The following is a 25,827-nucleotide window of genomic DNA, read 5'->3' as shown; positions in this document are numbered from 1 at the left end:
CGCTCCCCGCGCCTACCCTGGCGGCCATGGGCTGGTACGAACGCACGGGGCGCTGGTTCGAGATGCACCGCTTCGGTGTCGACCTCACCACCGCGGTGCTGCTCGCGCTGTTCATGCTGGTCTCGGCCACCGACCTGTACGCCACCTCGCCATACCTCTCCCGGACCGGGTCCATCGCCTGGACCGTCGCGCTCCTCGCGCCGCTGCCCTGGCGCCGGACCAGGCCCGTGCCCTCGGCCGTCGCCATCTTCGCGGTCGCGCTGGCGCACATGGTCGTCGGCTTCCCCATGATCATGCCGGGCGACCTGCTCGTGCTCGTCGCCCTCTTCTCGGTGACCACGTACGGGCCGACGTGGGCGCACATCACCGCGATCAGCGCCACGGCCGTGGGGAGCGTCGTCGCGCTGCCCATCGCGGTCGCCGCCCGGTCCGGGCTCGGCGCGTCCGGCATCATCGAGACGATCCCGGTGGGGCTCTTCTGCCTCGTCACCGGCCTCGCGGTGTGGGCGTTCGCCCTCGTGCGGCGCTCGCGGCGCGTCGCGATGGACGCGCTGCGCGACCGCGCGCACCGCCTCGAGATCGAGCGCGACCAGCAGGCCCGCATCGGCGCGGCGGCCGAGCGCGCCCGGATCGCGCGCGAGATGCACGACATCGTCGCGCACTCGCTGTCGATCGTCGTCGCGCAGGCCGACGGCGGCCGGTACGCCGCCGCCGCCGACCCGCCCGCCGCCGTGCAGGCACTCGCGACCATCAGCGAGACCGGCCGCAGCGCGCTGACCGACATGCGCCGCCTCCTGGGGGTGCTGCGGTCTCACGACGACGACGCGCCCCCGGCCGGCGAGGACGCGCCGGTGACGCCCGCCGTCGCGGACACCACCGCGGCCCGCGCCCCGGCGTCCGGCGAGGGCCCCACGGCGCGGCCCGCGCCGCAGCCCGGTGTCGGCGAGCTCGAGGACCTCGTGGGCCAGGCCCGCGCGGGGGGCCTGCGCGTCGCGTTCGCGCGCATCGGCGACGAGCGTCCCCTGCCCGCCGGGATGGGGCTCACCCTGTACCGGGTCTGCCAGGAGTCGCTGTCCAACGTGCGCAAGCACGCCGGCCCCGACCCTGCCGTCTCCGTCGCCGTGGCCTGGGCACGCGACACCGTGCGCCTCGAGGTCACCGACGACGGCCGCGGCGCGGCGGCGTCGGCCCACGCCGACCCGGGCTTCGGGCTGCGCGGGATGCACGAGCGGGCGAACCTGTACGGCGGCACGCTCGAGGCCGGGCCGCGCCGGGGCGGCGGCTTCCGCGTCCTGCTGGAGCTCCCGCTGCCCGGCGCCGGCGCGGCCACGACCACCGGCCCGCCCACGTCCACGACGACCGCCACCCCCGCCCCGCCCGAGGAGAACGCATGACCGACGACGCCACCACCGGACCGCCGACGACCGACGCGGTGCGCATCGCCCTCGTCGACGACCAGCAGCTGGTGCGCGCCGGGTTCCGCATGGTCATCGACTCCCAGCCGGACCTGGAGGTCGCGCTCGAGGCCGGGGACGGCGAGCAGGCGCTGCGCCTGCTCGCCGACCACCGGGTCGACGTCGTGCTCATGGACGTGCGCATGCCGCACCTGGACGGCCTCAGCGCCACGGCACGGCTCACGGCGCGGCCCGACGCGCCCAAGATCATCGTGCTCACCACGTTCGACCTCGACGAGTACGTGCTGGAGGCGATCCGCAGCGGCGCGTCCGGGTTCCTGCTCAAGGACGCCCCGCCCGAGGAGATGCTCGCCGCGATCCGCACCGTGCACCGCGGCGACGCCGTGATCGCGCCGTCGTCCACCCGGCGGCTGCTGGAGCACCTGGTCACCGCGCTCCCGACGGACCAGGCGCCCGACCAGCACGACGCGCTCGCGAACCTCACCGAGCGCGAGCGGGAGGTGCTGATGCTCATGGCGCGCGGACGGTCGAACACCGAGATCGCGACCGACCTGTTCGTCGCCGAGGCCACTGTCAAGACGCACGTCGGGCGCATCCTGGCGAAGCTCGGCGCCCGCGACCGGGTGCAGGCGGTCGTCACCGCGTACGAGACGGGACTCGTCCGCCCCGGCTCCTGACTACCCTGGGCCCGTGCGCCGCGACCCCCGTGCCCGATCCGGGAGCAGGTCGTCGCTCACGCCGGCCGAGGCCCGCTGGGCGCACCGGCTCGCCGTCCCCGTCCTCGTCGCCGCGCTCGCGTCCGTGCCTGCCGTGTGGCTCACGCTGCTCGACGACCCGTACCGCACGATCGGGACGGTGGGCAGCCTGCTGACCGGGGCGGTCCTCCTCGGCGAGACGGTCGTGCTCTTCGCGGTCTCGGACGACAAGCGGGACTGGCTGCGCAGGAACCGCTGGCTGGTGGTCGTGACCCTCGCGATCACGGTGTCGGTGCTGCTGGCGATCGGTCCCACCCAGCTCCTGCGACTGCTCCGCGCGGCGGGTGCCCTGCGCCTCCTGCGCGCCCGCCACATCGTCAAGGCGGGCCGGCGTGTCCTGGGACGCTCGTCCCTGAGCCGGACCTGGCAGCGTGTCCTCACCGGGACGGTGGTGGCCGTCGTGGCGGCGTTCGTCGCGGTGGTGCTGACCGACCCCACGTCCCGCAGCCGCGTCCTGCTCGAGGACGTGGTGGGCGAGTCCGCGGCGTGGTGGGCCGTGGTCGTGGCCGGTCTGCTCCTCGCCGGGTCCGTCTTCGTCCTCGCGCGCGCCCGTTCCACGGACGCCGACCCCGAGCGGACCCCTGAGCGGCGCTCGGGGAGACGTCATACCTGAGGATGACCTGGGAGCCCCCAGGAACCGCCCGGGGGCCGATGTGCCCCGCTCCCCGGTCTCCGTAACGTCTCAGGTGTCCTGGCCGGCCGGCTCGTCCGAGCCCGCCGCGCCACCACCCCGACCACACCGGAGAGCTCCGTGGACACGACCGTGTACGTCCCGATCCCCGACGACGCCCCCGCCGCAGGCGCGCGTCCCGCCGTCACCCCCGCCGTCCGGGCACGCGCCCTGACCAAGACGTACGGGCGCGGTGAGGCGGAGGTGCGCGCCCTCGACGGCGTCGACGTCGACTTCGCGGCGGGCCGCTTCACCGCCATCATGGGGCCCTCCGGCTCGGGCAAGTCCACGCTGATGCACCTGCTCGCCGGCCTCGACTCCGCCACGAGCGGGCAGGCGTTCGTCGGCTCGACGGAGGTCACCGGCCTGAACGACAAGGCGCTCACGGCAGTGCGCCGCACCCGCGTCGGCTTCGTCTTCCAGCAGTTCAACCTGCTGCCCATGTTCACCGCCGAGCAGAACATCACCCTGCCGGTCGAGCTCGCCGGCGGCACCGTGGACAAGATGTGGCTCGGCACGCTGGTCGACACCCTGGGGCTCGGCAAGCGCCTCACCCACCGCCCGGCCGAGCTGTCCGGCGGGCAGCAGCAGCGCGTCGCGATCGCACGCGCCCTCATCGCCCAGCCCGACGTCGTGTTCGCGGACGAGCCGACCGGCAACCTCGACTCCCGCTCCGGCGCCGAGGTGCTGAGCTTCCTGCGCCGCTCGGTGCGCGAGCTCGGCCGCACCATCATCATGGTCACGCACGACCCGGCCGCCGCCGCGTACGCGGACCGCGTCGTCCTCATCGCCGACGGCAAGATCGCCGGCGACATCACCGACCCGACGCCCGAGTCCGCCCTGGCCGGCCTCGACGCGCTGCGGACGGTGGCCGCGCGATGATCCGCCTCACCCTGTCGCAGATGCGACGCAGCGCCGGCCGGCTCGCCGCCGCCGCCGTCGCGATCGTCATCGGCACCGCGTTCGTGGCCGTCACGCTGCTCGCGGGCAACGTCATCACGTCCACCACCTACGACTCGATCGCCGCGCAGTACACCGGCGCGGACCTCGTCGTGCGCGGCGCGGCGCCCGGCGGCGCCACCGAGGACGCGGTGCGCGACGTCGCCGGCGTGGCCACCGCCGACGAGCAGCTCATGAGCTACCAGCAGCTCGAGAACGGCGGGCGCACCATCTTCCAGGGCGTCCTCGCCGAGCCGACGGACCCCGCGGTGCTGCCGCTCACGGTCACGGACGGCGCGCTGCCGGAGGCCGCGGGCGAGATCGCGCTGCCGACGGACGTCGCCGAGCGGCTCGACGTCGCGCCCGGCGACCAGATCACCCTGGCCCGCAACGTCCTCGACGGCGACCAGGAGGTCGACGAGCAGGCCTGGACCGAGGTCCGAGAGAAGCTCACCGTCTCCGGCACGCTCGACGACCCGTACGGTGCCTTCTCCATGATGGGCGGCGCCGCCGTCGCCCCGGCGGCGGACGTCCAGGGCTGGGAGGCCGACCTCATGGGTCCGGGCGAGAGCTCGGGCGAGCCCGCGACCCTGCTCGTGACCCTCGACGAGGGCGTGGACGTCGGGCAGACGCGCGAGGCGATCACCGGCGCCGCGGCGACCGCCGCCTCGAACGCCGGCATGGACGTGTCGGCGGTGGACGTCGTGACGCCCGACGAGCACGCCGAGTCGGTCGCGAGCGAGATGACCGGCGGCGAGGACGTCATCTTCACGACGTTCGTGCTCGTCTTCGCGGCGATCGCGCTGCTCGTCGCGGCGCTCGTCATCGCGAACACGTTCCAGGTGCTCGTCGCCCAGCGCACCCGCACCCTCGCCCTGCTGCGGTGCGTCGGCGCGGACAAGTCCCAGCTGCGCCGGTCCGTGCTGTTCGAGGCGACCCTCCTGGGGCTCGCGTCCTCGGTCGTCGGCCTGCTGGCCGGCCTCGGCCTCGGCCAGGCGGCGCTCGCCGTCGGCCGCGGCATGGACCTCGGCGTCCCGCTGCCGGAGACCATCACCCTGACCCCGGCCGTCGTGCTCGTCCCCGTGGTCGTGGGCACCCTGGTCACGCTGGTCGCGGCGTTCGCCCCGGCCCGCGCGGCGACCCGCGTGGCCCCCCTCGCGGCGCTGCGCCCGGACGAGGCCCCGACCGCCGCCCGCGGCGCCGGGCGGGTCCGGCTCGTGCTGTCCCTCCTCGTCGCGGTGGTGGGCTTCGCCCTGCTCGGCGCGGGCGTGGCGCTCAGCACCGCGGCCGGCGAACCGACCACGGGCCTGCTGGTCGGCGTCGCGGGCGGCGTCCTGTCGTTCGTCGGCGTGCTGGTCAGCGCGGTGTTCTGGTTGCCCCGCGTGGTCGCCCTCGCCGGGCGCCTCGTGGGCGCCTCGGGCCCGACGGCACGGCTCGCGGCCGCCAACACGCTGCGCAACCCGCGCCGCACGGCGGCCACGTCGACCGCGCTGCTCATCGGCGTGACGCTCGTCGGCATGATGTCGACGGCCGCGGCGAGCGCCCGCATCACCATGGACGCCGAGTTCGACGGCCGCTACCCGGTCGACGTCACCGTCTCGACCGACCTGTCCGGCTCCGGCAAGGACGCGACGCCGGTCCCCGCGGGGCTCGGGGACACGGTCCGCGAGCTGGACGGCGTCGCCTCGGTCCTCGAGGTGCCCGCGACGTCGGTCCAGCTCGCCGGCGACGGCGTGGACGAGGCCGCGCAGGTGATCGCCCGTGGCATGGACCCGGACGAGGCCGCGTCGGTGCTGCGCAGCACCGAGTCGCTCACGCCGCTGGCCGCCGGCACCGCCGTGGTCCCGGAGAACGTCGCGGACGTCTGGGGCGTCACCGACGGGCAGACGCTCACCCTCACGGGCCCCGACGGGCCCCTCGAGACGACCGCAGCGGTCACCGAGCTCGCGGACGACGCCGTCGTCCTCGTGCCCGACGACCTCGCGACCCTGGACGCCGCGGCGCCCACGACCGGACTGTGGGTGGGTCTGGACGACCCGCGCGACGCCGCCGCGGTGGTGCCCACCATCCAGGACGCCGTCGCCGACACCGAGGCGCCCGCGGACGTCCTGGGTGCCGCGGTCGAGCGGGCCAGCTTCCAGCAGGTCATCGACACCGCGCTCGGGATCGTGGTGGGGCTGCTCGCCGTGGCCGTCGTGATCGCGCTGATCGGCGTCGCGAACACCCTGTCGCTGTCGGTCATCGAGCGGCGGCGGGAGTCCGCCACGCTGCGGGCGATCGGCCTGTCGAAGGCCCAGCTGCGCGGCATGCTGGCCGTCGAGGGCGTGCTCATCGCGCTCGTCGGCGCCGTGCTCGGCGTGCTGCTCGGGCTCGTGTACGGCTGGACCGGCGCGGCCGCCGCGCTGGGCTGGGCGGGCGAGCCGGCGATCGCCGTCCCGTGGCGCGACGTCCTGCTGATGCTGGGCGTGGCCCTCGTGGCCGGGCTGGTCGCGTCGGTGGCCCCCGCTCGCACGGCGGTGCGCACCTCCCCCGTGGAGGCGCTGGCCACGGAGTGACGATCGCTGTGACGGGCGCCGTGACGGCGGCTCCGCGGGCGAACGCCCGGGCGGAGTTGTCCACAGGCCGTCCGTGACGACGGCCGGGGGCGGGCACCCTGGGGGTCATGACCATGACCTCCGGGGGGCCCGCCCCCGTCGTGCCCGGACCCGTCGCCCCCGGACCTCTCGTGACCGGCGCCGTCACGGCCGAGCCGGAGGCGGCGCGGGACACGGTCCGCGTCACCGTCCGCCCGGACGAGGACGTGCTGCTGCCGGCCGGCGTCCCGCTGGGCGACCTGCGGGGCGGGCTGGCCACGTTGCTGCGCCGCCCCGAGCTGCGCCACGCGCGGCTCACGGCGGACGGCGTCCCGGTCGCCGACGCCGACGTCGTCGGTGGGCGCCCGCTCCTGCCCGGCGTGGTCCTCGCCGTCGCCGGGCCGCCGCCCGCCCGGTCACGACGCGCACCCGGGCAGGCAGGTCGGACGGCGGGTCGGACGGCAGGTCGGACGGCTGAGGGGACGGTCGCGGACGACGAGCGCGACGCGGTGCTGCGCCGGCCGTGGCTGGTCGCGGCGGCCGACGGGCCCGCCGCGGGGCGGGTGGTCGGTCTGCGGCCGGGCACGGAGACCACCCTCGAGGACGTCGGGCAGGCACCGACCCTGGTCGTGCGCGTGGACGCGCGGGGCCGGGTGCGCGTGCGGTCGCGGGGCGGGGTGCCGGTGCGGTCGCGGGCCGGGGCCGCGACCCTGGTGCGCACCACCGCCGGCGGGCGCCGGCGGCGCAGCCGGGTGGGCAGGCTGCCGCGGCGGTGGCGGCCCGGCGTCCTGCTCGAGAGCGCCGGCGCGCACTCCAGCCTGCACGCCTCGGGCGACGTCGCCCGCTGGCTCGCGACGCCCACCCCGGCGACGGACGACGCGCCGGGACCGGGCGCCGGGACGGCGGCCACCGCGATCGTCCCGGTGATCGGCTCGCTCGTGCTCGCCGCCGCGCTGCGCCAGCCCGCCTACGCCCTGTTCTCCCTGGTGGGCGTCGCCGCTCTCGTGCCGCAGCTGCTCGCCGCCCGCCGGCGCAGGGCGCAGGCGCGCACGCGCCCCTCGGGGGAGCCGGACGTGGCGGCCGCCGCGGAGCGCCCCGCGGCAGCGTCGTCACCTCCCGGCACCGAGCCCGGGCGGACGCTCGCGCGGGTGGTGGCGGCCCACGAGGCGTCCGACGGAGCCTGGCGGGACGCCCTGCGACGCGCCGCCGCTCCCCCGGGCGCAGGCACGCGGACCGGCGACGCCGCGCCGCTACGCCCTCTCGTGCCCGACGGCGCGCTCGCGGTGCGCGGGTCGCGGGACGGCGTCCGGGCCGTCGCCCGGGCGGTGGTCGTCGACCTGGCTGCCCGCGGCGCGGCCGTGACCGTGCTCGGTCCGGGCCGGGACGCGTGGTCGTGGTGCCGCTGGCTGCCGGACGGCGGGCCGCGCGTCGTCGTGGTGGACGTCGCCGGGCAGGCGGGGGCCGCGGCGGCGGTCGCCGTCCCGCGGCCCGGCGACCCGTGGCCGGTCGCGAAGGTGCCGGCCGGCCCGGCCGACGGCACCGGGGACGAGCGGGTCGACGCCGTCGTGCTGTGCCTGCCCGACGACGAGGTACCCCCGTCGTGGTGCCGCGCGGTGTGGCAGCTGCACGCCGGCGGTCCGCTCGACCGCCGGGCACCCGACGGGAGCGCGGAGTCGGCGCCCGCCGTCGGGGTCTCGACGGCGTGGGCGGAGCGGGTGGCGCGGCGGGCGGCCGGCCTCGCCGGGATGCGGCGCGAGCTCGCGCAGCTCGACCCCACGGGCGGGACGCGCACGGGAGCCCCCGGCCCCGCGAGCCCGGCGGGGCCGTACGGGTCGGCCGGCGACGTCGACCCGGCCGACCCGCGCCTGCCCCGCACGGTCTCGCTCGCCGGGCTCCTGGACGCCGACGCGGGCGGGCGGACGGACGGCGGCGCGCACCACCCCCACGGACCTGCGGACGGGGACGGCGCCGGGTGGGACGCCCCCGGCTGGGCCGTCCCCCTCGGCGTCGACGCCGCCGGCCGCACCGTGCACCTGGACCTCGTCGCCGACGGGCCGCACCTGCTGGTGGCCGGGACCACCGGGGCGGGCAAGTCCGAGCTCCTGCAGGCCCTCGTGCTCGGGCTCGCGGCCCGGCGGTCGCCGCGCGACCTCGCGCTCGCCCTCGTCGACTTCAAGGGCGGTGCCTCGTTCGGGCCCTGCACCGGCCTCCCGCACGTGGTGGGCCAGGTCTCGGACCTCGACGCCGGGCTCGCCGGCCGGGCGCTCGCCGGGCTCCGCGCGGAGCTGCACCGCCGCGAGGAGCTGCTGGCGGCGCACGGCGTCACCGACCTCGCCGCCCTGCACGGGCACGCGGACGCGCCGCCGCGCCTCGTCGTCGTCATCGACGAGTTCCGCGCGCTGGCCGACGACCTGCCGGAGTTCCTGCCCGGCCTGCTGCGGGTGGCGGCGCAGGGGCGCTCCCTCGGCGTGCACCTCGTGCTCGCGACCCAGCGTCCCGCGGGCGCGGTCAGTGCGGACGTGCGCGCCAACGTGTCGGCACGCATCGCGCTGCGCGTGGTGGACGCGGCCGACTCCCTGGACGTCGTCGACACCGCGGCGGCGGCCCGCATCCGCCCCGGTGTCCCCGGCAGGGCCGTGCTGCGGCTCGGTGCCGCGGCGCCCGTCGTCCTCCAGTGCGCCCACGCCGGTACGCCGCGGACCGCCGGCCCGGTCGTGCGGCGTGCCCCCGCCTGGCGGACCGTCGACCGGACCCGCGCCGTGCCCACGGACCGGGTCCCCGACGACGGCGCGGCCGGGACGGACGACGCCGACCGGATGGTGGTCGCGCTGCGCGCCGCCGCCGCCCGGCGCGGGCTGTCGGCCGGCCCGGCGCCGTGGCTGCCCCCGCTGCCGGAGCTGGTGACCACCGACGAGGCCGGCCGGTACCTCGTCCCCGAGCCCGCCGAGCCCGAAGGGGCGCCCGGCGCCGCGGCGGCGCTGCCCGTCGCGCTCGGCGACGACCCGGGCCACCAGCGCCGCCGCCTGATCACCTGGGCCCCTGCCGACGGGCATCTTGCGGTCGTCGGCGCCGCCCGCTCCGGCCGCACGACGACGCTGCTCGCCCTCGCCCGCAACGGCCTGGACCGGGGCTGGCACGTGCACGCTCTCGTCCCGCGCGCCGCCCAGGACTCCTTCGCGCCGCTCACGGACCACCCCGGGTTCGGCACGCTCGCCGGGCCGGACGACCCCCGCCGCGCGGCACGCCTGCTGCGGCGGCTCACCGCCCACGACGCCGCGCCGCCGGCCGGGGCGCCGCCGGTGCTCGTCGTGGTGGACGCCGTCGAGCAGCTGCGCGCGGCCCTCGCCGGACCGGACCCCTGGGACCCCCTGGCGGGGGCGCTCGCCGGCCGCGGCGCGGCGTTCGCGCTCGCCGCCGACGGCGCCACCGTGGCCGGCCTCGCGTCCCGGGTCGGGCCACGGCTGGTGCTGCTGGGCCGCGACGCCCATGCCGACGTCGTCCTCGGCGCCCCCTCGGGGCTCGCGGGGTCGGGTGGGCCCCCCGGGCGTGCGGCCTGGCTCGGGGACCGGCCGCTGGTCTGCCAGGTGCTGCTCCCGCCCCGCGCGGCCCGCCCGGCATCCCCAGGTTCCACCGGTGGCGGCCGGCCGCCCGTCGTCGTGCGCCCCTTGCCGTCCGAGGTCGACGCCGCGTCGCTGGCCGCACCGGCGGGCCCGACGACCGTCGTGCTGGGCGTCGGCGGCGACGCCGCGCTGCCGCTGGACCTCGACGTCGCCGCCGGGGCGCTGGTGACCGGTCCGCGCGGGTCGGGCCGCACGACCGTGCTGCGCCTGGTCGCCCGCCGGCTCGCGGCCACGGGCCGCCTCGCCGCCGTGGTCTCGCGGGACCCCCTGCTGCGGGCCGAGGCGGCGAGCGCCCCCGCCGTCACGCCGTCGGCCGCGGGAGTCGCCCGTCTGCTCGACGAGCTGCTCGACCCGGCGGCCGGCCACCCCGCAGCACCGGGCCGGGCCCCCCAAAACGCGCTCCGGGTCGTGCTGGTGGACGACGTCGACGCGCTCGCGCAGACGTGCCCGCTGGAGGCCGACCGGCTCGCCGGGCTGCACGATCCCGGCGACGGGCGCGTCCTCGTCGCCTCCGCGACCACCACCGGGACCCTGCTCGCGCACCGCGGCGTGCTGGCCGAGCTCCGGGCGGCGCGCACCGGTGTCGTGCTGCACCCGGCGGAGCGCGGCGCGGACGAGGCCGTCGGCACGTCGCTCGCCGACGCCGTGGAGCCGGGCCCGCCCCGGCCGGGCCGCGGCGCGCTCGTCGTGTCGGGCCTGGCCCAGCCGCTCCAGGTCGCCCGGCCGTGACGACCGTCGGGGCAGCGCGGTCAGGCGAGCCGGCCGGGTGGCCTGGCCGGCTCGGTGCCGGCTCGGTGCCGGCTCAGTCGGACGTCGCCTCGACGACCTGGCGCGTCACGAGGGACACGAGCACGCCGGCCGCGACGACGAGCAGCGCGACACCGCTCAGCACGGCCCACGTCACGCCCCCGGTCAGGAGGCTCACGCCCACCAGCCCCTGCATGACCTGCCAGACGACGAGCGGGGCGCGCCCGCCGTGGCGTCCCTGCCACAGCACGCGGGTCGCGGCCACCAGCGCCCAGGCCACGCCGAGGAAGAACAGCACGAGGAAGATGCTCACGCCCGCGCTGCCGGAGCCCCCGCGGACGAGCTCGATCACCACGACGGCGGCCATCACCACCAGCAGCGCGACCTCCAGGGCGACGCCCGCGGCGACCACCCGCAGCAGCGCCGGCCGGGCGCGGTCCGGGCCGGTGGGCGTAGCGTCGGAGGGGGTGACAGGAGGGCGCATGACACGCCAGAATACGTGCGACCTGCAGTTTCACAACAGTGTGATCAAGCACTCACGCTTCATGTGGGAGAAACTTTCCCGCAACCTCTTGTGCGGTGCTTCACGAGGTGTGACTCTGGATAGCAGTTCCGCTGAACCCCCGAACCTGGACCCGTATGGGCATGCTGTGTCGTGCCCCGGGGCCCCGCCCCCCGGGTTCCCACCCCGTAGGAGATGACATGGACTGGCGCCACAAGGCTGCCTGCCTCGACGAGGACCCTGAGCTCTTCTTCCCGATCGGCAACACCGGACCGGCACTCCTCCAGATCGAGGAGGCCAAGGCCGTCTGCCGTCGCTGCGACGTCGTCGACACGTGCCTCAAGTGGGCGATCGAGTCCGGCCAGGACGCCGGCGTCTGGGGAGGCATGAGCGAGGACGAGCGCCGCGCGCTCAAGCGCCGTACCGCCCGCGCCCGCCGCGCAGGCTGACTCCCGGCGAGAGCCAGTACGAGAGGGGCGGGTCGCACCAGGTGCGGCCCGCCCCTCTCGCATGTCATGACCGTCGCCGTGTCCTGACCGTCGCTCGGTCACGACGCAGGTCGGCTACCGCGCCGGCTGCCCGTCGCGCAGCTTGAGCTCGAGCACCACCTGCGTACCGCCGCCGTCGCGCGCCGCCCAGTCGATCGTGCCGCGCAGCTCGTTCGTCACCAGCGTCTGCACGATCTGCGAGCCGAGCCCGCTGCGGGACGCCCGCCCCATCGTGGCGATCCCCTCCGGCATCCCCACGCCGTCGTCCGCGACGACGACCCTCAGCTCCGAGCCCGACCGGGTCACGTCGATCTCGACGACGCCGGACTCCCGGCCGGGGAAGCCGTGCTCGACGGCGTTCGTCACGAGCTCGGTGAGCACCAGGGCCAGCGGCGTCGCGTCCTGCGCCGGGACCATCCCGAACGACCCGGACTGCCGGGTGCTCACCTTGGTGCGGGTCGACGCGACGTCCGCCGCCAGCCGCAGCGCCCGGCTGAGCATGTCGTCGAGCTCGACGTGCTCGTCGAGCGTCTGGGACAGCGACTCGTGGACCAGCGAGATCGTGGCCACCCGCCGCATGGCCTCCTCCAGCGCCGCGCGCGCCTCCGGGACGTCCATGCGGCGCGCCTGCAGCCGCAGGAGCGCCGCGACCGTGGCGAGGTTGTTCTTCACCCGGTGGTGGATCTCGCGGATCGTGGCGTCCTTGGTCATCAGCTCGCGCTCGCGGCGTCGCAGCTCGGTGACGTCCCGGCACAGCAGCACGGCGCCGATCCGCTGCCCGTGGTCGGTGAGCGGCAGGGCGCGCAACGACAGCGCCACGCCCTTCGCCTCGATGTCGGTGCGCCAGGGCGCCCGGCCCATGACGACCAGCGGGAGCGACTCGTCCACCGCGTTCTGGTGCTGGACGATCTCGGCGGTCACCTCGACGAGCGACTGGCCGACGAGCGGCCCGATCACCCCGAGCCGGTGGAAGCAGGACAGCGCGTTCGGGCTGGCGTAGAGCACCTCGCCCTCGGAGTTGAGCCGGATGAGACCGTCGCCCACGCGGGGTGCGCCGCGGCGCGGCCCGGTCGCCGCGTTGGGCGTGGGGTACTCGCCCCGGCCGATCATCGCGAGGATGTCGTCGGCGGACTCGACGTAGTTGAGCTCGAGCCGGCTGGGGGTGCGCCCCGACCCGAGGTTGGTCTGCCGCGCGACGACGGCGATGGGGCGCCCCTCGTGCACGACGGGCACCGCCTCCTCGCGCACCGCGTAGGCCCCGAACCAGCGGGGCTCGCGCGAGCGCTGGGCCCGCACCTCCGTCATCGCCGCGGTGAGCTGCGGCCGCTGTCCGTCGGGGGCGAACGAGCCGACGATGTCGTCGTAGTGCACGGTCGCCCCGGTGGACGGGCGGCACTGCGAGATCGCCACGAACCCGCCCGTGCTCGTGGGGAGCCAGAGCACCAGGTCGGCGAACGCGAGGTCGGACACCACCTGCCAGTCGCCGACGAGCAGGTGCAACCACTCGACGTCGCCCTCGGGCAGGTCGGTGTGCAGGGCGATGAGGTCACTCATGGCGGACACGCCCACCAGACTACGGGCGCCTGCGCGTCCGGCCCGCCTCGGTAGGGTGGCCCCGTGCACCTGACCGTGGAGCTCACCTTCCCCGCGGACGCGGACGAGGTCGTGGCGATGCTCGCCGACGAGACGTTCGTGCGCTGGCGCGCCGCGCGGGCCGCCGACGGCACGGTGGAGCAGGTGGACGTCTCCGGCAGCCCCGACGCCGGGTTCACGGTCGTGGTGCGCCGCACGCTGCCCACCGACCTCATCCCCGTCCAGGTCCGCCCGTTCGTCGGCGACCGGCTCGAGGTGCGCCAGGCCGAGGCCTGGGAGCCCCCCGTGGGCGGACGCCGGGTGGGGACGGTCGCCGTCGAGATCGCCGGCGCACCGGTGCGCGTCACCGGCACGGTGGCGCTCGAGCGGCTGCCGGACGGCGGGTCGCGCCAGGTCTACGACTGCGTGGTGCGCGCGTCGGTCCCGCTGTTCGGCTCGGTGGTGGCCGAGGCGGCCGCCCGGGCGGTGCGCACGACCCTCGAGGCGGAGGGCGCGGCCGGCCGCGAATGGCTCGGGGCCGGGGGCCGGCCGCCCGTCGGCCCATAACGATCCCATCACGCCCCTTCCTCGCATACCCGCTCTGACCTGCGGAAACACGGTCTGACGACGACGGTTCACCCCCGTCTTCGCGCAGCCGGCCTTGACTCACGCCCCCCTGTGAGGGAAGCATTCGGGATGGTCATGGGAGCGCTACCACCATGACGGTGGAAGCGCTCCCATCTTGCCCAACCGCATGCACGTCCGATCCAGACAAGGGAGTCATCGTGCTCGACAGCACCCGACGCACCCGACGCACCCGCCGCGCTGTCGCGGCGACCGCCGGCGTCACGACCCTCGCCCTCACCCTCGCCGCGTGCGGCGGGGACTCCGAGGGCGCCGACGACGGCGCCACCTCCGGCGACGAGGAGATCACCCTCACCGTCGCCACCTTCAACCAGTTCGGGTACACCGACGAGCTGCTCGCCGCGTACACCGAGGAGCACCCGAACGTCACCGTCAAGCAGGTCACGGCGGCCAAGTCGGAGGACGCCCGCAACAACCTCACGACCAAGCTCGCCGCCGGCGGCGAGGGCCTCGCCGACATCGAGGCGATCGAGGTCGACTGGCTGCCCGAGCTCATGGAGTTCCCCGACCTGTTCGAGGACCTCGCCGACCCCGAGCTCGAGGGCCGCTGGCTGGACTGGAAGGTGCAGCAGGCCAGCACGCCGGACGGCAAGCTCCTCGGCTACGGCACCGACATCGGCCCGAGCGCCATCTGCTACCGCGCCGACCTGTTCAAGAAGGCCGGCCTGCCCACCGACCGCGAGAAGGTCGCGGAGCTGCTCGGCGGCGAGGACGCCACCTGGGACGACTACTTCGCGGCGGGCAAGAAGTTCGTCGCGAAGTCCGACGCGGCCTGGTTCGACAGCGCCACGCCCACCTACCAGGGCATGGTGAACCAGCTCCCGGCCGCCTACGAGGACCCGGAGACCGGCGAGCCCAAGGACCTGGAGTCCAACACGGAGATCCGTGACCTCTACGACCAGGTGCTCGCCGCCTCGGTCGACGACGAGCTCTCCGCGGGCCTCAAGCAGTGGGAGGAGGACTGGACCGCCGGCTTCCAGAACAACGCCTGGGCCACCATGATCTGCCCGCCGTGGATGACCGCGTCCATCGAGCAGAACGCCGGTGGCGTCGAGGGCTGGGACGTCGCCGACGTCTTCCCCGGCGGCGGTGTCAACTGGGGCGGCTCGTTCCTCACCGTCCCCGCGAGCGGCCCGAACACCGAGGCCGCCAAGGAGCTCGCCGCGTGGCTGACCTCCCCGGAGATCCAGACCAAGGCGTACGAGAACGCCAACACCTTCCCGTCGCAGGTCGAGGCCCAGGCCTCGGAGGCCGTCCAGACGTCCGTGAACGACTTCTTCAACGACGCCCCCGTCGGGCCGATCTTCTCCGCACGCGCCGAGGCGATCGAGGGCGCGCCGTACAAGGGGAAGAACTACTTCGCCATCCACCAGGGCGTGCAGGACGCGCTCGAGCGGGTGGACATCGGCGGCGACGACCCCGAGGAGAGCTGGAAGGGCGCCCTCGACACGTACGCGTCGCTCGGGCTCTGACCACCTGACCAGTCCCTGACCCCGTCGGTGGGCCGGCGCCACGCGGCGCCGGCCCACCGACGGGCCCTCGAACCGGCGAGCACAGGAAGCAGCAGATGGCCGTCCTCTCCCCCACCCAGCCCACGCACCGCCGCGGTGGCCGCGGTGCCTCCGGGCCCCGCCCGCCCCGACGCGTCGGGTTCTCCCAGCGGCTCGGCCGCTGGGACGTGAAGCTCTCCCCCTACCTGTACATCTCGCCGTTCTTCCTGCTGTTCGCCCTCACCGGGCTGTTCCCGCTCGGGTACACGGCGTTCGTCTCGCTGCACGAGTGGAACCTGCTGGGCGGGCAGGGCGAATTCGTCGGGCTCGAGAACTTCTCGGCCGTGCTGGCCCAGCCGGTGTTCTGGAAGTCGCTGGTCAACACGTTCTCGATCTTCGTCTTCTCCAGCATCCCCCAGGTGCTCCTGGCCATCACCATCGCCGCCCTGCTCGACCAGAACCTGCGGGCCGCCACGTTCTGGCGGATGGGCGTGCTCATCCCCTACGTGGTCGCCCCGGTCGCGGTGTCGATGATCTTCGGCCGCCTGTTCGCCGACCAGTACGGCCTGATCAACGAGCTCCTCGGGATCGTCGGGATCGACCCGGTGGGCTGGCACAGCGACCGGATCGCGAGCCACGTCGCGATCGCGTCGATGGTGAACTTCCGCTGGACCGGCTACAACGCCCTGATCTTCCTGGCCGCGATGCAGGCCGTCCCGCGCGAGCTCTACGAGGCCGCCGTCATCGACGGGGCCGGCCGGGTGCGCCAGTTCTTCTCCGTGACCGTGCCGCAGATCCGGGCCACGATCATCTTCATCGTCATCACCTCGACGATCGGCGGCCTGCAGATCTTCGACGAGGTCCGCATGTTCGACTCCACGGGGCTCGGCGGGGCGAACCGGGACTGGATGACCACCGTCGTCTACCTGTACGACGTCGCGTGGGGCAACCAGAAGGACTTCGGCCGTGCCGCGGCCGTGGCCTGGCTCCTGTTCCTGCTCATCGTCCTCATCGGCATGGTCAACTTCCTCATCACCCGGCGGATCTCCACCTCCGGCCCGAAGGCTCCTGCCGTGAGCCGGCGGCACACCCGCCGGCTGCTCGCCCAGGCCCGCGCCGCGGGCGGTGCCGGCACCGCGCCGCCCACCCCCGCGCCCGCGCCCGCGCCCACCGACCCGACCACCGACCGGGAGGACCGTCGATGAGCTCCGTCGCCGTCACCGCCCAGACCGCCGGCAAGCGCGCCGCCCGCGCGGCCGCCAAGCGCCGCGGCCGCGGCACCCGCTCCGCGCAGCGCCGGCCGGGCAGGCTCACGTACATCCTGCTCGGGACCGTGCTGCTGATCTCGATGTTCCCGCTGTACTTCACGCTGCTGCTCGGGTCGTCCGACCCCGTGACCATCGCGCAGGAGGCCGTCCCGCAGTGGCTGCCGGACGCCAGCCTCTTCCAGCAGTTCGCCACGGTCTTCGAGTCCGACCGGATCAACTTCTGGAAGGCCCTGACGAACTCGGTGATCATCGCCGTCGTCACCGCCGCGTCCGTCGTGCTGTTCTCCACGCTCGCCGGGTACTCGTTCGCGAAGCTCCGCTTCCGCGGCCGGGGTCCGCTGCTCGTGTTCGTCATCGCGACGATGGCCGTGCCCACCCAGCTCGGCGTCATCCCGCTGTACATCCTCATGTCGGACCTCGACTGGATCGGCAAGCTGCAGGCCGTGATCGTCCCCGGCCTCGTGACGGCGTTCGGCGTCTTCTGGATGACGCAGTACCTCTCGGAGGCGCTGCCGTACGAGCTCATCGAGGCCGCCCGGGTCGACGGGGCGTCCATGATCCGCACGTTCTGGTCCGTGGCGCTGCCGGCGGCGCGCCCCGCGGCCGCGATGCTGGGCCTGTTCACCTTCGTGCAGCAGTGGACCAACTACTTCTGGCCGTCGATCGTGCTGAACAGCGAGAACCCGACGCTCCCGCTCGTGGTGAAGTCGCTGCAGGCCAACTTCTTCGTGGACTACTCGCTCGTGATGGGCGGCATCTTCCTCGTGACGCTGCCCCTGCTGGTGATCTTCGTGTTCGTCGGCCGCCAGCTCGTCGCGGGCATCATGGCCGGAGCGGTCAAGGGCTGACGCCCGCCCTCCCTGCGCCGAGCGCACCCGAACCCACCCCACAGCGGCCCCCCGCGGGCCCGACACACAGGGAAAGATCTCGTCATATGAGCCTCGTCATCCCCGGCCCGGGTGCCCGCATCCCGGCACCCGGCACGCCGGTGCCGTTCGCGCCCACCGCACCGCTCACCGCCCCGACGCCGAACAGCGCCGGCCGGGTCGCCTTCCCCGACGGGTTCCTCTGGGGCACCGCCACGGCGGCCTTCCAGGTCGAGGGTGCGGGCGCCGAGGGCGGCCGCCAGGACTCGATCTGGGACACGTTCTGCCGCGTCCCCGGCGCGGTGCACGCGGGCGACGACGGGATGGTCGCGTGCGACCACTACCACCGCTACCGCGAGGACGTCGCGCTCATGAAGCGTCTCGACCTGGGCAGCTACCGGTTCTCGACGTCGTGGGCCCGGATCATGCCCGACGGCAAGACGGTCAACCGCGAGGGCCTCGACTTCTACTCGCGCCTCGTCGACGAGCTGCTGGGCGCGGACCTCCTGCCGTGGCTGACGCTGTACCACTGGGACCTGCCCCAGGCGCTGGAGGAGCTCGGCGGGTGGCCCTCGCGCGACACGGCGTACCGGTTCGCCGAGTACGCCGTCGCGATGCACGAGGCCCTGGGCGACCGGGTCGGGGTGTGGACCACGCTGAACGAGCCGTGGTGCTCCGCCTTCCTCGGCTACACCTCCGGCGCCCACGCGCCGGGCAAGAAGTCCCCCGAGCTCGGGCTGGCGGCCGCGCACCACCTCATGCTCGGCCACGGCCTGGCGACGTCGGCCCTGCGCGAGCTCGACCCGGCCGCCACCCTGGGCATCACGCTCAACTTCACGGTCTCCGACCCGGTCGACCCGACGGACCCCGCCGACGTCGACGTCGCCCGACGCGACGACGGCATGTTCAACCGGATCTTCCTCGACCCGATCCTGCGCGGCGCCTACCCGGCCGACATCCTCGACGACGTCGCCCACCTCGGGTTCGCCGAGCACGTCCGCGAGGGCGACCTGCAGATCATCTCGACCCCGATCGACGTCCTCGGCGTCAACTACTACAACGGCGGCGCGGTGTCCGCCCGGCCGCAGCACCCGGGCGGCGCCGACCCCGACGGCACCGCGGGACCGGACGGCGCGCGCGAGCAGGCGGACGACGCCCCGGTGTGGGAGGTCCGCTCCCCCAACCCGGTGCCGGACGGCATCCACCACCACAGCCGCGGTCTGCCGACCACCGACATGGGCTGGGAGGTGCAGCCCGAGGGCCTCACCCGCCTGCTCCTGCGGCTCCAGGAGGACTACACCGGGCCGCGGGGCATCCAGCTCTTCGTCACCGAGAACGGCGCCGCGTACCCCGACGTCGTGCAGGCCGACGGCAGCGTCGACGACCAGGACCGGCTCGCGTTCGTCGACGCGCACCTGCGCGCCGTCAAGGACGCGATCGACGGGGGCGCGGACGTGCGCGGCTACTTCGCGTGGTCGCTGCTGGACAACTTCGAGTGGGCGCTGGGCTACTCCAAGCGGTTCGGCCTCGTGCACACGGACTACGAGACGCAGGAGCGGACCGTCAAGGCCTCGGGCCGCTGGTACGCGACGGTCGCCGCGGCGAACGCGGTGCCCGCCCGACCGGGTGCCGAAGAGTAGTCTCCCGTCGTGAGCACCGAGCACAGCAGCCCGACGCTGGACGACGTCGCCAGGGCCGCGAAGGTGTCGCGGTCCACGGCGTCGCGCGCCGTGAACGGCGGCGAGCGGGTCTCGCCCGAGGCACAGGCGGCGGTGGACGACGCCGTCGCGAGGCTCGGGTACGCCCCCAACCGGGCGGCGCGCTCGCTCGTGACGCGGCGCACCGACTCGATCGCCCTCGTGGTGCCCGAGCCGGACGCGCGCATCCTCACCGACCCGTTCCTCGCGGGCGTGCTGCGGGGCGTCAGCGAGGGCCTGACCGGCACGGACCTGCAGCTGGTGCTCCTGCTCGCCCGGCCCGGCGAGAAGCCCGGCCACATCGCCCGCTACCTGCGCAGCGGCCACGTGGACGGCGTCATCGTGGCGTCGCACCACAAGGAGGACCGGATCGAGGAGGAGCTGATCAGCTCCGGCCTGCCCGCCGTCTTCGTCGGGCGGCCGTTCGACACGCAGACCCTGCGTTTCGTGGACGTCGACAACGCGGCGGGCGGCGCCGTCGCGACGCGGCGGCTGGTCGAGCGGGGTTGCCGGCACGTCGCGACGATCACGGGCCCGCTCGACATGACCGCGGCGCTCGACCGCTTCGACGCGTGGCAGGGCACCCTCACGGAGGCGGGCCTGGCGACGGACGCGGTCGCGCACGGCGACTTCACGGTCGCGGGCGGCGCCGTCGCGATGGAGAAGCTCCTGGTGGAGCACCCCGACGTCGACGGCGTCTTCGCCGCGTCCGACCTCATGGCCACCGGGGCGCTCCAGGTGCTGCGCGAGCGCGGCCTGCGCGTGCCCGACGACGTGGCGCTGGTGGGCTTCGACGCGCTCGGCTCCGAGCGGACCACCCCGCGCCTGACGACGGTGCTGCAGCCCGTGGTGGAGATGGTCTCGGCCGCGACCTCCACGCTGCTGGACATGGTCGGCGGGGTGCCGACGCCGACAGAGCCGCAGATCTTCGTGCCCCGCCTCGTGGAGGGACAGTCCGCGTGAGCGCGAGCCCCACCGTCCGGACGTTCCGCACCACGCCGCGGTCGGCCCGCTGAACCTGCGTCGTCAGCCGGCCACCTGCTCGGGCGTGCGGGCGGCGATCCAGCCGTCCACGCGCTCCCACTGGTCGAAGAGCCACAGCCCGCGCCCCTCGGCGTCGGTGGGCAGGTCGGCCGCGGGCGTGAGCCAGCCGCCGAGGACGATGGTCTTGTCCATCGGCAGCTCGCGCCAGATGTCCCGCACGGTGACGAGCCGTTCCAGCCCGGTGTGCGCGACGACGAGCACGGCGGCGTCGGGCGCCGCGGCGTCGAGCGCAGTGAGGAAGCCGCCGGCGTGCGGGGCCATGACGTGCGGCATCCGCGCGGCGCGGTCGGCGAGGACGTCCTGGTCGGCGGCGCGGAGCGCCTCGATGCGGGCGGCGCGGCGCCGCGGGGTCACGTTGCCGCCCTCGGGGAACAGCACGAGCGCGCCGTCGGGACCCATGCCGCCGGCGATCGCCGCGACGGTCGCCGTCGCGCCCGGCTGCCCGGGCCGGCGCCGCGAGCGGGGCGTGACGAACGCGGCGGGGAGCCGGTGCAGCAGGACGTCGATCGCCGGGTCCCACTGCAGCGTGTCCTTGAGCACGACGGCGGGGGTCCGGCGGGCGCGCCCGAGGAGGGCGTCCACGAGGATGAACGAGTCCCCGGGGCCGGCGTGCCGGCTGACGACCAGCAGCGGGACGCCGGGCAGCGCCGAGCCGGCGGGCGCCTCCACGTCGATCCGCAGCCGCAGCGTCCAGCGGGCCTGCCAGAACAGCACGCCGAGCATGACCCGCGCGAGGTTCGTGTGGGCGCGCTGCATGCCGGGGCGCCGCAGGGCGAGGCCGAAGCCGGACGCCACCCACAGGCCGAAGAGCCCGACCAGGCACGCGGCGTCCCACACGACGTAGAAGCCGAGCATCCACAGCAGGCGCAGCACCCGCAGCCGCCCGGGCAGCACCCAGGTGAGGACGGCGCCCACGACGAGGGCGAGCATCAGCGTCGTCGGCACGAGCAGCACGGCGAGCAGGACGACGAGCGGCGCGAGCAGCACCCGCCGCACCCAGCGGGGCGGGGGCGCGATCACGACGCCGCCCCCGGCCGGGGTGCACGGTCGCCGGGGCCCGGCCTGTCGCCGAGCCCGTCGCCGAGCCCGTCGAGGTAGCCGCGGGCGGCGACGTACGACTGCTCGATGCGCCGCCGGGTGGCGTCGAGACGGCGGAACGCGCCCACCTTCTCGTCGCCGGGCAGGGAGCCGCCGCTGGGCAGCACGTGCACGGTCGCGACGGACCGGGCGTCCTCCAGCTCACGGAAGAAGCGGTGCCGGCGCGCGATCTCGAAGCTCACGCGCGCGACGTCGGACGGCTTCGTGGGCACGGTCAGCGGCTCCTCGACCCGACCGACCTGCAGCACGTAGACCGTCGTCGCGCCCCGGCGCACGGCCTCGCCGAGCGGGATGGAGTTCACCATGCCGCCGTCGACGAAGTGCTCGCCGCCGATCTCGGTGGGCGGGAGCGCGCCGGGCACCGACGCCGACGCGAGGACGGCCTCGACGAGCGGGCCCGAGTCGAACCAGTGCTCGGAGGCGCGCTCGATGCTGGCCGCGGCGACCACGAGCGGCACCTCGAGGTCCTCGAACGTCGCGTGCTCGCCGAGCGTGCCCGCGATGAGGCGGCGCAGGGCCGCCGGGTCGTACAGGTGGGTGTGCGAGCGCGCGAGCCGGCCGAGCTGGCGGTACCAGGCCTCGCCGTAGACCTCGGTCGCCGTCGTGCTGGACCAGGCGTCGACCAGCCGGTCGACCACGGCCACGCTGGGCTCGGCGGCCACGGCCGCGCCGTTGATCGCGCCGATCGAGGTGCCGACGACGAGCTCCGGGCGGACGCGGGCCTCGAACAGCGCCTGCAGCATCCCGACGTGCACGGCGCCCCGCACGCCGCCTCCCCCGAGCACGAACGCGACCGTCATGCGCGCGATCGTGCCACCCCGTCGTGGCGAGCGCGATCCCGGGCACCGCCCCGTCCGGTGGCGGTGCCCGGGATCGCCGTCACGACGGCGTCCGCGAGGTGGTTAGGCGTGCACGTGGCCGTAACGGTGGCGCGTGCGGCTCACGGCCTGCTCGCGCAGCAGCGCGAGCAGCTCGCGGCGACCGCTGGCGAGCACCGGGCCGTCGAGCACCGTCACGGTGCCGAGCCGCTTCGCGGCGGCCTCGGCCAGCCCGGGGGCGTCGCCGAGGACGCGGACGCGGCCGGTGATCCGCCCGGCCGCGACCGAGGCCGCGAACTCCTCGTGCGAGACGGGCTGCTCGTGCGGCACGCCCCAGCCCGCGTCCGTCGCGGGCACGACGACGGCGGGCACGCCCGCGCGGCGGGCGGCGGCGAGCACGCGGCGCACCTCGACCGGCAGCGCGCCGTCGCCGACCCGCACCGTGATCCGCTCCAGCGGCCGGTAGCGGAAGGTGTTCTCCTCCACCGCCAGGCCCGACTTGTCGTGCCCGACGCCGAACTCCTCGGACCAGGCGGCCGCGTCGGAGCGCTCGGCCCACGCGAGCCAGCCCTCGGGGTCGCCCGCGCGCGACGGGACGACCGACGTGTCGTCGGACCACGCGCCGAGCTGGCCCACGTAGTTCGGGCCGCCGGCCTTCGCGCCCGGCCCGACGCTGGAGGCCTTCCAGCCGCCGAACGACTGCCGCTGCACGATGGCGCCGGTGATGTGCCGGTTGACGTACACGTTGCCGGCCTCGACCCGGTCGAGCCACGCGGCGATCTCGTCGTCGTCCAGCGAGTGGATGCCCGCGGTGAGGCCGAACGACACCTGGTTCTGCAGGCGCAGCGCCTCGTCGAGGTCCTTGGCCGTCATGATGCCCAGCACCGGGCCGAACACCTCGGTGAGGTGGAAGAACGACCCGGGGGCGACGCCGTCGCGCAGGCCCGGCGACCACAGCCGCTCCGGGTCGATCCCGGCCACGGCGGCCGCGTCGTCGAGCCGGCGCGGCTTGACCAGCCAGGTCTCGCCGGACTCGAGCGTCGTGAGGGCGCGCAGCAGCTTGCCCTGCGCGGGCTCGGTGAGCGGGCCCATGACGGTGGACAGCTCGGCCGGCGTGCCGACGGCGAGCGACCGCACGGCGTCGACGAGCTGGCGGCGGAACCGCTTGCCGGTCTCGGTGGACGGGTCGCCGACCGAGCCGACGAGGATGACCAGGGACGCGGCCGAGCACTTCTGGCCGGCGTGCCCGAACGCGCTCTTGACCAGGTCCGCGACGGCGAGGTCGAGGTCCGCCGACGGCGTCACGACCAGCGCGTTCTTGCCCGACGTCTCCGCGAGCACCGGGCGCTCGGGGCGCCAGGAGGCGAACAGCTCGGCCGTCTCGATGGAGCCGGTGAGCACGACGCGCGCCACGTCGGCGTGCGTCACGAGGTGCTGGCCCAGGTCACCGTCGGGCACGCGGACGAACTGGACGACGTCGCGCGCCACCTGGGGGTCGAGCCCGATGGCGGGGGCGACCTCGTCGAGGGCCTCGTGGATCGCGTCGATCGCGATCTCGAAGCACCGGGGGGTCGGGGGCGCCGGCTTGGCGAGGACGGCGGACCCCGCGGCGAGCGCCGACAGGACGCCGCCGGTGGGGATCGCGACGGGGAAGTTCCACGGCGGGGTCACGAGGGTGACGCCGTCGGGGGCGAAGGTCGCGCCGTCCACCTGCTCGAGCTGCTCGGCGGACTGCGCGTAGTAGCTGGCGAAGTCGATGGCCTCGCTGACCTCGGGGTCGGACTCGGCGACGGTCTTGCCGGGCTCGTGCACCATCGCGGTCACGAGGTCGGTGCGGTGGGCCTCGAGCCGCGCGGCGGCGGCGCGCAGCACGCGCGCCCGGTCGCGGGGCGCGACGGCGGCCCAGGCCTCCTGGGCGCGGACGGCGCGGGCGACCGCGTCGTCGATCGTCGCGACGTCGGTGACCTCGGGCGCCTGGACGCCGACGAAGCCGGAGTCGGGGCCGGTGACGGCGCGGGCCCACGCGCGGTGCGCGGCGACGGCGGGGTCGGTGTCGACGGCGTTGCGGAACACGTCGCCCGACGGGCCGGCGGAGGTCGGGGCGGGCGCACCCCCGTCGAACCGGTCGCGGCGCCGGGGCGCGACGTCGGACGGCTCGTAGTGCACCCCGCGGGTGACGGACGTGCGGAACGCGAGCTCCTGGCGGTCCATGGCGGACGCCTCGACGCCCGCCGCGGGCGAGGCGGGCGCGAACGCCGCGTGCAGGAAGTTCTGCTCGGTCGCGTTCTCCTCGAGCCGGCGCACCAGGTAGGAGATCGCGACGTCGAAGTCCTCGTCGCGCACCACGGGCGTGTACAGCACGACGTGGCCGCCGTCCTTCGCGACCTCCTGGCGCACCAGGCGGGCCTCGATGGGCGCCATGCCCTGCAGCATCTCGACGTCGAGCCCGTCGGTGACGCCGCGGCTGCGGGCGAGCAGCACCGCGAGCGCCACGTGGAACAGGTTGTGGGACGCGGCGCCGAGCCGCACGGCGGCAGTGCGCTCGGGGCGCAGGTGGTGCTCGAGGATGCGCACGTAGTTGGCGTCGACGTCGGGCTTGGTCGGGTACGGCGCCAGCTCCCAGTCGTGCAGCTCGGCCTCGACGTGCTCCATCGCGAGGTTCGCGCCCTTGACCAGGCGCACCTTGACGCGGGCGCCGCCGGCGGCCACGCGGGCCTGGGCCCACTCGGTGAGGTGGTCGAGCGCGCCCATCGCGTCGGGCAGGTAGGCCTGCAGCACGATGCCGGCCTCGAGGTCCCGGAACTCCTCGTGGTCGAGGATCTCGGTGAAGACCGCGGTGGTCAGCGCGAGGTCCTTGTACTCCTCCATGTCGAGGTTGAGGAAGACGCCGTTCTCGCGCGCCGCGCGGTACAGGGGCAGCAGGCGCTCGACGACGCGCTCGCGCGAGCCGTCGAGGTCCCAGGTGACGAGCTGCGCCGCGACGGACGACACCTTGACGGACACGTAGTCGACGTCGGGGCGGCGCACCAGGTCGATGGTGCGCTGCAGGCGCGCCTTGGCCTCGTCCTCGCCGAGGACGGCCTCGCCGAGCAGGTTGACGTTGAGCGTGTAGCCCTCGGCCCGGGTGCGGGCGAGGTGCTGGGTGAGGCCCTTGCCGGCGTCGGCCACGAGGTGGCCGACGAGCTGGCGCAGGCGGACGCGGGCGGCCGGCACGACGACCGCCGGCAGCATCGGCGCGACGACCGCGCCGACCTTGAACAGCGCCCGGTCCACGGGGCTGAGGAACGTGGCCGACCCGGCGTCCCGGCCCAGCCGCGACAGCGCGGTGGCGGCGACGCCGACGTCGTGCGGCCTGGCGACGTCGTCCACGAAACCGACGGCGAGCTCGAGGCCCGCGGGGTCGGCGACGAGGGAGCCGAGGCGCTCGGCCGTGGCGCGGGTCTTGCGGTCCGCGCGCGTGGTCGACGACCCGCCCGCCTGCGGCGACGCACCGGACGCGACGGCGATCCAGTGGTGCGCGAGGGCGGCGGCGTCCTCGACCAGGGCTTCGGCGCTCACCAGGTCAGTCGGCGCGACCCCGCGCCCGGGAACAGCAGTGCTCATGGTCCCAGGGTGCTCCT

General features: G+C 75.4%; 18 protein-coding genes. 13 read left to right on the top strand and 5 right to left on the bottom strand.

The window, feature by feature from the left end; all coding sequences use genetic code 11:
• Nucleotides 1-26: 26 nt before the first annotated feature.
• From IEW03_RS14070 to IEW03_RS14045, 6 genes are all read left to right on the top strand, one after another.
• Nucleotides 27-1,394, top strand: coding sequence for a sensor histidine kinase (locus IEW03_RS14070; RefSeq protein ID WP_188524320.1), 1,368 nt, complete (start codon nucleotides 27-29; stop codon nucleotides 1,392-1,394).
• Nucleotides 1,391-2,092 (top strand): response regulator, encoded by a 702-nt coding sequence (locus tag IEW03_RS14065; protein ID WP_188524319.1) that lies wholly within the window; start codon nucleotides 1,391-1,393, stop codon nucleotides 2,090-2,092. Before IEW03_RS14070 ends, IEW03_RS14065 begins: the two co-directional genes overlap by 4 nt.
• Before the next feature lie 13 nt (nucleotides 2,093-2,105).
• Nucleotides 2,106-2,783 (top strand): hypothetical protein, encoded by a 678-nt coding sequence (locus IEW03_RS14060; protein WP_188524318.1) that lies wholly within the window; start codon nucleotides 2,106-2,108, stop codon nucleotides 2,781-2,783.
• Nucleotides 2,784-2,921: 138 nt separating this feature from the next.
• Nucleotides 2,922-3,722: an ABC transporter ATP-binding protein gene (locus tag IEW03_RS14055; RefSeq protein WP_188524317.1), complete on the top strand. Its 801-nt coding sequence runs from the start codon at nucleotides 2,922-2,924 to the stop codon at nucleotides 3,720-3,722.
• A gap of 20 nt (nucleotides 3,723-3,742) precedes the next feature.
• Nucleotides 3,743-6,334 (top strand): FtsX-like permease family protein, encoded by a 2,592-nt coding sequence (locus tag IEW03_RS14050; protein ID WP_229738102.1) that lies wholly within the window; start codon nucleotides 3,743-3,745, stop codon nucleotides 6,332-6,334.
• Nucleotides 6,335-6,441: 107 nt separating this feature from the next.
• Nucleotides 6,442-10,701, top strand: coding sequence for an FtsK/SpoIIIE domain-containing protein (locus tag IEW03_RS14045; RefSeq protein ID WP_188524315.1), 4,260 nt, complete (start codon nucleotides 6,442-6,444; stop codon nucleotides 10,699-10,701).
• A gap of 73 nt (nucleotides 10,702-10,774) precedes the next feature.
• Here IEW03_RS14045 and IEW03_RS14040 read toward each other — a convergent pair whose 3' ends face one another.
• A complete protein-coding gene (locus tag IEW03_RS14040; RefSeq protein ID WP_188524314.1) occupies nucleotides 10,775-11,203 on the bottom strand; it encodes a hypothetical protein in 429 nt (142 codons plus the stop codon).
• Between the two features lie 218 nt (nucleotides 11,204-11,421).
• Here IEW03_RS14040 and IEW03_RS14035 point away from each other — a divergent pair, with 218 nt between their 5' ends.
• Complete coding sequence (locus IEW03_RS14035) at nucleotides 11,422-11,670, top strand: WhiB family transcriptional regulator (protein WP_166849954.1); 249 nt, start codon at nucleotides 11,422-11,424, stop codon at nucleotides 11,668-11,670.
• A 114-nt stretch (nucleotides 11,671-11,784) separates the two neighbouring features.
• Here the strand turns inward: IEW03_RS14035 and IEW03_RS14030 are convergent, their stop codons facing one another.
• Nucleotides 11,785-13,263 carry a sensor histidine kinase gene (locus IEW03_RS14030; protein WP_188524371.1) on the bottom strand — a complete coding sequence of 493 codons (1,479 nt, stop codon included), beginning with the start codon at nucleotides 13,261-13,263 and terminating at the stop codon, nucleotides 11,785-11,787.
• Nucleotides 13,264-13,326: 63 nt separating this feature from the next.
• Between IEW03_RS14030 and IEW03_RS14025 the strand changes: the two genes are divergently transcribed.
• The 6 genes from IEW03_RS14025 (at nucleotide 13,327) to IEW03_RS14000 (ending at nucleotide 20,210) form a co-directional block, all read left to right on the top strand.
• Nucleotides 13,327-13,848, top strand: coding sequence for a DUF2505 domain-containing protein (locus IEW03_RS14025; RefSeq protein WP_188524313.1), 522 nt, complete (start codon nucleotides 13,327-13,329; stop codon nucleotides 13,846-13,848).
• 218 nt (nucleotides 13,849-14,066) lie between these two features.
• Nucleotides 14,067-15,398: an ABC transporter substrate-binding protein gene (locus IEW03_RS14020; RefSeq protein WP_229738100.1), complete on the top strand. Its 1,332-nt coding sequence runs from the start codon at nucleotides 14,067-14,069 to the stop codon at nucleotides 15,396-15,398.
• Nucleotides 15,399-15,493: 95 nt separating this feature from the next.
• Nucleotides 15,494-16,621, top strand: coding sequence for a carbohydrate ABC transporter permease (locus tag IEW03_RS14015; RefSeq protein WP_188524311.1), 1,128 nt, complete (start codon nucleotides 15,494-15,496; stop codon nucleotides 16,619-16,621).
• Nucleotides 16,618-17,532, top strand: a complete 915-nt coding sequence (locus IEW03_RS14010) for a carbohydrate ABC transporter permease (RefSeq protein ID WP_188524310.1) — start codon at nucleotides 16,618-16,620, stop codon at nucleotides 17,530-17,532. Before IEW03_RS14015 ends, IEW03_RS14010 begins: the two co-directional genes overlap by 4 nt.
• An 86-nt stretch (nucleotides 17,533-17,618) precedes the next feature.
• Entirely contained in the window at nucleotides 17,619-19,190 is a 1,572-nt protein-coding gene (locus IEW03_RS14005; protein ID WP_188524309.1) for a glycoside hydrolase family 1 protein, read from the top strand.
• A 9-nt stretch (nucleotides 19,191-19,199) separates the two neighbouring features.
• Nucleotides 19,200-20,210, top strand: coding sequence for a LacI family DNA-binding transcriptional regulator (locus IEW03_RS14000; RefSeq protein ID WP_188524308.1), 1,011 nt, complete (start codon nucleotides 19,200-19,202; stop codon nucleotides 20,208-20,210).
• Nucleotides 20,211-20,273: 63 nt separating this feature from the next.
• On the opposite strand, the gene IEW03_RS13995 is transcribed toward IEW03_RS14000, so the two are convergent.
• From IEW03_RS13995 to IEW03_RS13985, 3 genes are all read right to left on the bottom strand, one after another.
• Nucleotides 20,274-21,311: a 1-acyl-sn-glycerol-3-phosphate acyltransferase gene (locus IEW03_RS13995; protein WP_229738090.1), complete on the bottom strand. Its 1,038-nt coding sequence runs from the start codon at nucleotides 21,309-21,311 to the stop codon at nucleotides 20,274-20,276.
• Nucleotides 21,308-22,189 carry a patatin-like phospholipase family protein gene (locus IEW03_RS13990; protein WP_188524307.1) on the bottom strand — a complete coding sequence of 294 codons (882 nt, stop codon included), beginning with the start codon at nucleotides 22,187-22,189 and terminating at the stop codon, nucleotides 21,308-21,310. The genes IEW03_RS13995 and IEW03_RS13990 overlap by 4 nt, the downstream gene beginning before the upstream one ends.
• Nucleotides 22,190-22,291: 102 nt before the next feature.
• Nucleotides 22,292-25,810 (bottom strand): bifunctional proline dehydrogenase/L-glutamate gamma-semialdehyde dehydrogenase, encoded by a 3,519-nt coding sequence (locus tag IEW03_RS13985; RefSeq protein ID WP_188524306.1) that lies wholly within the window; start codon nucleotides 25,808-25,810, stop codon nucleotides 22,292-22,294.
• Nucleotides 25,811-25,827: the final 17 nt, after the last annotated feature.

The sequence above is a fragment of the Isoptericola cucumis genome, assembly GCF_014635665.1.
Classification (GTDB): domain Bacteria; phylum Actinomycetota; class Actinomycetes; order Actinomycetales; family Cellulomonadaceae; genus Isoptericola; species Isoptericola cucumis.
The sequence above is the reverse complement of the archived record's forward strand: the minus strand, read 5'-3'. Positions and strand labels throughout refer to the sequence as shown.